Genomic DNA, 9,112 nt, shown 5'->3' with positions numbered 1-9,112 from the left:
AAGGCAAAATTACCCGAAACGTTTCGGGTAACTCGGAGGCATCAACAGTAGAAAAAGTGTTTGCTGAATTGGGGCGAATGAACTGGCAATCATTTGTCCGTACCCGATTGCCGCTGTTAAAATTGCCAGATGATATTCTTGAAGTGCTGCGTGCTGGACGTATTGAATATACTAAAGCCAAGGAGATTGCTAAGCTGGAGTCAAAAGAAGACAGGACGGAATTGCTTGAAGCTGCCATTGAACTACCTTTATCACTCTCGCAAATCAAAGAACAGGTAAAAAGGAAACAACCAAAAACAGAACTCCCGACACTGCAAAGCCGTCTGTCAGCTACTTACAAGAAGGCTCAGAAGTCAAAGGTGTGGGAGAATCCCAAGAAGCGGGAGAAGTTGGAATTTTTGTTGGCAGAGATGGAGGCACTGTTGATGAACGAGGATTGACAGGAACTGTTTCAAATGTAGTAGCTCCAGTCAAGCGGAGCATTTCAGTTGTTCAACACCTGTCGGTGTTCGGATACTTTCGCTGTTGTATAGTCCAAACTTCCAGTCTGTAAGCGATTTGCTGGTATTTTTTCCCATTTTTCTCCCTAAGTGCATAAGTTGATTTTGCTTACACCTATTAAGAAACAGAAGCAAAGCTCTCCAAGTTTAACTTGCGTTCAGCTTTTCAGGTAGAGCTTAATTCATAACCTACTTTAGATATTAGACCTGTTAGGAAATAAAACCAACTTTTCGATAGACAAAGTAGTGCGTGCGCCATTTTCGTAAGGTGCGTTAACGAAGTGTAATGCACTATCTAACTCCCTAAACTAAGTCTGCCTTCTTCACCTTCGAGGTAATTATGACTCGTCACCTCTATGCACTTCTCGTTGGCATTGACAAATACGCTACTGTCTCTGAGTTAAAGGGTTGTGTCAACGACATCCATGCAGTTGAAGCCTATCTGAACGGGCGAGTTGCGACTGATGGTTATCAGCTGCACCTGCACACCCTACTAAATGAAAAAGCGACTCGTCAATCCGTTATTGACGGCTTCCGCCAGCACCTGCGCCAAGCAGATATTGAGGATGTTGCCTTGTTTTACTTTGCCGGACATGGCGGACAGCAAGTCTCCCCTGAAGCCTTTTGGGAATTGGAACCTGATCGCTTGGATGAAATACTGGTTTGTTATGACAGCTTCAGTCCAGGTGGTTGGGGTTTAGCCGATAAGGAACTGGCAACGCTGATTGCCGAGGTTGACCAGAAAAATCCTCACATTGCCATCATTCTGGACTGTTGCCATTCGGGGACGGGGACTCGTGGCGATTTAGACGGAGACACAGCTGTTCGCAAAAGTCCGATTGATGACCGTAAACGTCCCCTCGATAGCTTTATCTTCTCCGAGGCATACATCAAACACCTGCCGGCTGCTTCTCCTAATCCAGAGGTAAATCCGAGTGGCTGGACATTACCGAAAGGCAAACACATTGTCCTATCCGCTTGCCGCGACAGCGAACTTGCGAAAGAATACGACGGGGAGGGGCAGCGTCGGGGGGCGTTCTCTTATTTCTTGCTGGATACGCTGCAAAAAGCCAATGGCAGCCTGACTTATCGTGATTTGTTTAAACGTACCAATGCCTTAGTGCGCTCAAAACTGGCGGATCAATCACCTCAAATTGAAGCTACCGATCTGAAATATCTAGACCAGCCGTTTTTGGGAGGCGCGATCGCCCCCTCCACTCCCTACTTCACTGTCAGCTATGACAAAGATCATGGTTGGGCGATCGATGGTGGCGCAGTGCATGGGATTCCTCAACCCACCGGAGGACAAACCACCTTACTGGCATTGTTTCTTTTTGACAGTCCTCCCGAACAACTGCATCAATTATCAGCAGCGATTGGGCGTGCTGAAGTCACCAATGTTCGGCCGCAACTCAGTACAGTTAAGATCAGCGACATCGAGAAATTAAATCAAGAAACGACTTATAAAGCAGTTATCACCAGTCTACCTTTACCGCCCAAAGGCATTTTGATGAGCGGTGATGCAGAAGGAATTGAATTAGCTCGTGCCACCTTGCAAAAAATCAGTTCGGGGCAGCAGCCATCACTGTACGTTGCTGAAGTTACCACGGTTGAAAAGGCGGAATTTAAGTTACTGGCTCGTGACGAGCAATATCTGATTTCTCGACCCGCCGACGAGCGCCCACTGGTTACTGAAATTCAGGGTTATAATGATGCGAGTGCTATGCAAGCGATTCAGCGATTGGAACATATGGCTCGCTGGACAAATATCGCTGCACTCTCCAATCCTGCCAGGAGCCGCATTCAACCCGGTGCGGTGCAAATGTCTCTGATGCAGGGAGGACGAGAACTCCAAGAGGCTCAAATTCGTCTAGAGTATCAATTGAAAAATGGTAAGTGGGAACAACCTACTTTCAGGGTCAAGCTCAAAAATACCAGCAATGAACCCCTCTACTGTGCGCTTCTGGATTTGACAGATCGGTATGCGGTGATTGCGGGTTTGTTTGATGGCGGCGGGATCTGGCTTGAGCCGGGAGAAGAAGCGTGGGCGTTAGGGGGAAATCCAATCTATGCCAAGGTGCCGAAAGAACTGTGGGAGCAAGGAATCACCGAAAAGGAAGATCTGCTGAAACTGATTGTCAGTACGGCTGAATTTGATGCCACATTGCTCGAACAAGGAAAGTTAGACTTATCCCCTTCCCGTGATGCACGAGTTGCTCATCGAGGTCAAGGAACACTGAACCGCTTGATGCAGCGGGTGCAATCGCGTGATTTTGGAGCAGATCCTGAGGAAGAAGAACTTTACGACGACTGGGTAAGTAGCCAGGTTAGCATTACGACTGTGCGGCCGTTAAATGCCACCCCCGTTCCCAACGACATCAAACGAGAGGGGATTTCTTTGGGGTCTGGGGTGACGCTACAACCGCATCCTGGCTTAAAGGCTCAGGCAAGGTTAACTACCGTCACGCAATCTACGCGAGATTTGGGCAGTCGGATCTTGCCACTCATCTTGCGGGAAGATTCTACGGTGACTCAGCCGTTTCAGTTTACGACTAGTCGTGGTAGTGATCCAGGATTGAGTGCTTTGGAACTCAGTCATGTGGATGCAGAGACGATCGCCACGGTAACTCCCCAACAACCCCTAAAGCTATTGGTCGATACAACCCTGGGTGAAGGAGAACGGGTATTAGCGTTCGCCCATGACGGCGAATTCTCTCTGCCTTTGGGATTGGGACAGACGAGGGCGGGTAAAACCGAGATCAGACTAGAAAGATTGCCAGAACCCGTGAGCCAAGGAGAGCGCAACCTGACCGGAGCAATTCGCATTTTCTTTCAAAAAGTAGTGAGCGAAAAGCTGGGATTAGAGTTTCCCTACCCGATTCTGGCGGCAGTTAACGTCAGTCCTGATGGAACAGTTGTCTATGACAGGGAGCAAAAGAATGTCAAGCAACGAGTTGCCACAGCCAAGCGCATTGTACTCTACATCCACGGCTTTATTGGTGATACCGAGAGCATGGTACCTAGTGTCCGGAGTGCTCAAATTACAGTGAACGGACAGCAAGAATCACTGGGCGATCAGTATGACTTGGTACTGTGCTTTGACTATGAAAGCTTGAATACATCCATTGAGAACCATGCGCGCAGCTTGAAGCAAAAACTTGCAGAAGTTGGACTCGATGACAATCACGGCAAAGTCCTTCACATTGTGGGACACTCAATAGGCGGACTGGTAGCACGCTGGTTTATCGAACGGGAAGGCGGTAATGCGATCGCCAGCCATCTAATCATGTTGGGAACCCCGAATGGAGGATCTCCCTGGCCCACAGTCCAAGCCTGGGGTACTGCTGCTCTGGCGCTTGTACTGAATAGTCTGACAACAGTTGCTTGGCCTGTAAAAGTACTGGGGAGTTTGGTGGCGGCGATTGAGACGATAGATACCACGCTGGATCAGATGCAGCCGGGATCGGAGTTCCTCAAATCATTAGCTGCCAGTCCTGATCCGGGGATTCCGTACACTATTCTGGCAGGCAATACCTCGATAGTCGTGGACTCCAATCGCCTGAAGCCACTGATGCAGAAGTTGATGAGTGATGCAGTGGCGCTACCGTTTTTTGGACAACCCAATGACATTGCTGCTACAGTCTACAGCATCAAGCAGGTTCCAGAGGGGCGATCGCCCCAACCCCAAGTTCACGAAGTCGGTTGCGATCACTTGGTCTACTTTACACATCAAGAAGGGTTGAACGCACTTTCCCTAGCAGTTAGTCAAGCATTGAGTCAATAACTTATAGCAATAACAAGAAGATAAAATCATGTCTGAATCTTCGGAAAATTCTCGTCCATTCGATGGCGACCTTGCTGTTATTATCGGTATTAATGAATATGAGAACGGCATCCCAAAACTGAAAACGGCAAAATCAGATGCTGAAAGACTCGCTAAAATTTTGAAGGAAAAGCACGGTTATCAAGAAGTTAAACGTTTCATTGACAAAGATGCAACGTCGAATAAGATCTGGAATTATCTGAAAACCGAATTGCCCGAGAAAATTGAGAAAATTAAGCAAGATAAAAATAAACAAGATAAAAATAAACCGAAACGGGTAAGATTGCTGTTTCATTTTGCAGGGCACGGCACTGCTCCACAAGGAGAAGATGGCGAAGCAGGTTACTTATTGCCACAAGACGCAGAAGTTAACAAGCATGACAAGTACCTGTCGATGAAAGAAATTCATGATGTACTAACCCAACTTGGGTGCCATCATTTGTTAATTATCCTAGACTGCTGCTATGCTGGGGCATTTCGTTTTGGCACGAGAGATCTAGGCTCCATACCGGAAGAACTTTCTAAAGAACGCTATGAGCGCTATTATAAAGACTGTGTCGGACAAGTCATTACCTCCGCTGCCCACGATCAGAAAGCTTTAGATATACTTGAAAGTGTAGCTAAGCTCAAAGATGATCGAGGTACAATTGAGAATTCTAAGCATTCTCCTTTTGCAGGGTTGCTTTTTAAGGCCTTAGAAGAAGGAGATGCAGACTGTACCAAGGATGGAATTACAACCGTTACAGAGCTTAATCTGTATTTGAGTGAAAAATTACGTGGACTGACACAAAACCAGAGTAAGCCTCAAGTATCTCGTACTTGGTGCTTACCCAAACTTGACAAGGGAGAGTTTTTTTTTCAAACCGGAGAGTTCGATCCAACTAAACTGCCTGAAGCCATAAATCTCAACAAGGATAACAATCCCTATCGAGGTTTGGAGTCATTTGAGGAAGCCCACAGCCGACTATTCTTTGGGCGCAGTAAAGAGATAGACATTCTATATAATAAGCAGATCGATTCTACCGAACAACCGCTGACTGTTGTTTTAGGTATTTCTGGATCGGGAAAATCTAGCTTAGTTAAAGCAGGTTTAATTCCAAGACTGCGTGAGAATTCGATACAATGGCGCATACTTGAACCGATTCGTCCCGGAGCTACACCGTTTAAGGCTCTGGCAAAAGCAGTGTTACCTCTTACCTTAGAGGATAGCGATCCGGATTTTGAGCCTCTAAAAGAGTTAGACGAGCTGTTGCGGCAGGCACGTAAAAAAGATCCTAACGACAATAATTTGAACAATTTGTTCGCCAAGTGGCGGGGAAGCGCTCCAGAAGACAAGCTATTACTCATTATAAAGAACTTTGATCGCTTAAAAGAACTGTGTGGAGAGCGAATAGAACAAAAAACTCTTGAAAATCTGCGGAAAATGGGACTCAGTCGCAGCAAGCTAGTGTTGGATAACTTTGACGAACTTAAGCAAGATAGTGATTCTGCCGAACAAAAGCAACTACTAAGTACTGAAGAACAAGAGCAACTAAATAGTTTTCATAAAGAGTGCAGCCAAAAAATTCAGGATTGGAGTGAAGAATGGCGAGAAGATGGCGAAAGGTTCGGTAAATTTATTTTTGAGAAATGTTTCCAAGATAAAAAGATACTGTTGGTTATCGATCAGTTTGAAGAATTAATCACCCAATGCAATCAGGAGGAAAGAAAGCAGTTTTTAAACGCATTACAGGCAGCATTGAAATCTTGTTCCGAGAGACTTCGCATAGTTTTGACGCTGCGCGATGATTTTAGACACGACTTCGAGAACTCAGAGCAACTTCAAGAATATTGGAAACAGGCTTGCTTTTCCGTAGCTGCAATGGGGCGTGAGCAGTTGCGTCAGGCGATTGAACAACCCGCATTGGCACAAGTATTGTATTTTGAAGAGAAAAATGGTGAAAGTTTAGTTAATCAGCTGCTTGATGACATTGGCGATACGTCAGGAGTATTACCGCTTTTATCTTTCACCCTCAGTGAGCTTTACTGCAAGTATGTTGAAAAAGCGCGAAATGATCGAACACGAACACTAAGATGGGAAGACTATGACGAATTGGGAAATGTTACCAAAGCTCTCACACGTAAAGCAACTGAAGAATACGAGAATCTAAAATATGATTTTGATAAAAATGGTCAAGCAGTCGAGATAGATGCTTCAGAAGTGCAAGCTCGCCAAACAATACTACGTTGGGTGATGCTGCGGATGGTTTCTCTTGATGGCGGCGTACCAACTAAGCGAGCAGTTGTAGACGCTGAATTGGTATATGCTGATGAAAAAAGCAACGAAATCTGCAAATTAGTAATTAATCGCTTCGTGAATGCTCGCCTATTTGTAAGAGGCACAAACCATAAAGAAGAAAAATATATTGAACCTGCCCATGATGTTCTAATACGTGAATGGAGTTTATTAAAGGAATGGATAACGCTGGAGCAAGAAAATTTAGTGCTTCAAAAGCGTCTGGCTGCATCTACGCTTGATTGGAATAGTGCTAAAGAAACTCAAAAAGCTCAATTTCTGTGGAAACAAGACCCTCGTATTCAATTGTTAGAAAACATAGCTAAATCTGAAAATAATTGGTTAAACAAATTAGAGCTAGATTTTGTTAAGGCTTGTGTGGAGTACCGCGAAATACAGGCAAGAGAAAGACTAGAAAAAGAAATAGAGTCTAACATTGAAAAATCCCAAAAGCTCTTTAATGCAAACGATAGGCTCGATGCAATAGTTAATATGATTAAAACTGGAAAACTTTTGCAGAAAGGTCAGAAAATTACTGAGCAGAAAAAACTTAGTTTTATAATTATCTTTAACCATTTATTGAGTCAATTAGGAGAAATTAATAGTATTAATATAGGAGAACAAGTAAATAACTTTAGTTGTAATCAAGAAGCCCAAGTCATTGCTACTCTATCTGGTAAAACTAATGACAAAATTTCTTTCTGGGATTGGAAGGGAAAGCTAATAAATTCTGAAGAGAATGAAGATAATGTTTACGATTTAGCTTTTAGCCCGGATGGGAAAATTCTTGTTACAGGTGGAAATGATGGAATAATTAAGTTCTATCGAAAAGAGGATAACAGCTGGCATTCTTTTTATAAAACTCAAGGTGATACAAAAAAACATAGCGGCGCAGTTATTTGTGTAAACTTTAGCCATGACGGAAATGTCTTGGTTTCTGTTGGCTCAGATAGAAATATAAATTTTTGGGAACGGGAAGGTAAATTTATCAAGACGTTTATCACCCATGACCATAATGTTGGAAATGTAGCTTTTAGCCCAAAAGGTAAACTGATCGCTTTTGTTATTCAGGATAGAAAAACCGGAAGGGGTACCATCAAAATTTTGGAATATCAACTTTACGAAGATAGGGAGAATCAAGCTGTCTCAAGTCAAGGTAATAGTCTCTTGGAATTTGAAGAATTTGATCCAGGACACGAAGGCGAAATTTCAGCAATTGACTTTAGCCCTGATGGCAAAACTTTAGTTTCAGGCGGTAAAGATGGGAAGCTTCGCATCTGGCTCATCAGTAGAGATTGTAGCAAAATTACGAACAATGGGTTTACGGATGAAGAGGCAAGTATAAGCTCTGTTGCTTTCAGCCCTGATGGTAAGATAGTGGCATCATCTCATACCAATGGCATTATCAATCTTTGGGATATTTCAATCACCGAAGCTAATTATCAGTTGCAAAAATTATATAAGTTAGCAGGGCATAAAGATGAGATCAATAGGATTAGCTTTACATTAGATGGCTTCCAATTACTTTCTAGCAGCAATGACGGAACAGTTAAGTTTTGGTCTTTTAAAGACAGGTTTGCAGGACAGACGAGATCTGAAGTTAAGACAGTTAGTTTTAGCGGGGATAATAAAATTGTCACTACGGTAGATAGGAAAGGAAATTTAAAGTTTTGGAGTTCTACCGGAGAACTACTAAAAATATTTATTGATAATACAAGCGATATTTGTGATGTTCAATTAAGCAGAGATAATGAAATCATCGTGGCTGGGGCAAGTGAGGGTGAGGTCGAGGTCAAGCTGTATAGCTTAGATGGGGCGATCAAGGCGCATTCCATTATCAAGCATGAACAGATAATTAATAGCCTTAATTTTAGTCCTAAAGAAAATATCTTTGTCACAACCAGTAAAGATAATACTATAAGTCTTTGGCGAATAAATAGAGATCCAGATACTTTGAATGTAAAGTTATGGAAAAAATTGACTGGGCATCACGAGAAAATTACAGCAATTACTTTTAGTGAGGATGGTAAGTTTTTTGCTTCAGGTAGTGATGACGGCACAATAAAACTTTGGAATCTCGGTACTAATCAAGCAGATTACACAATCCCTGATGTTGGGAGTAGTATTGTCCATGATGATTTAATTGAGCGTTGGTGTAAAGAAACTACAGGTAAGATTTATGCTTTAAAATTTTGCTATAAAGATAAAATTATAGTTTCCATTAACCAACCCGGTTACATAGATATCTGGAGCATCGATGGAACTTCTCAGAAGCGCATTGAAGCATTAAATAAACAAGCATTGGATATAGAGATTGAGGCTGCTGCTTTTAGTTCCAATGGAAAAGGAATTGCTATGGCAACTCGTATAAATGAAAGATATGATTCCTATAGAAGAATACAAACTTACAACTTAAGTCTTGAGAAATTGATAGAAACTGCTTTTATCCATATACAAAATTATATACAGCTTGATGATATAAAATTTGAGGATGAGTAGAGCCTTTCACTTAGG

Annotated in this window: 2 protein-coding genes and 1 pseudogene; all 3 read left to right on the top strand. The window is 43.0% G+C overall.

Going from position 1 to position 9,112, the window contains the following annotated elements; all coding sequences use genetic code 11:
• A pseudogene (locus tag DP117_RS23345) lies at positions 1–440 on the top strand (chromosome partitioning protein ParB); the annotation flags it as partial.
• Positions 441–840: 400 nt separating this feature from the next.
• Positions 841–4,284 (top strand): caspase family protein, encoded by a 3,444-nt coding sequence (locus DP117_RS23340; protein WP_169220626.1) that lies wholly within the window; start codon positions 841–843, stop codon positions 4,282–4,284.
• A 28-nt stretch (positions 4,285–4,312) separates the two neighbouring features.
• Positions 4,313–9,097: a caspase family protein gene (locus DP117_RS23335; protein ID WP_169220625.1), complete on the top strand. Its 4,785-nt coding sequence runs from the start codon at positions 4,313–4,315 to the stop codon at positions 9,095–9,097.
• Positions 9,098–9,112: the final 15 nt, after the last annotated feature.

This window comes from Brasilonema sp. UFV-L1 (genome assembly GCF_012912105.1).
Taxonomy (GTDB): Bacteria; Cyanobacteriota; Cyanobacteriia; order Cyanobacteriales; family Nostocaceae; genus Brasilonema.
The sequence above is the reverse complement of the archived record's forward strand: the minus strand, read 5'-3'. Positions and strand labels throughout refer to the sequence as shown.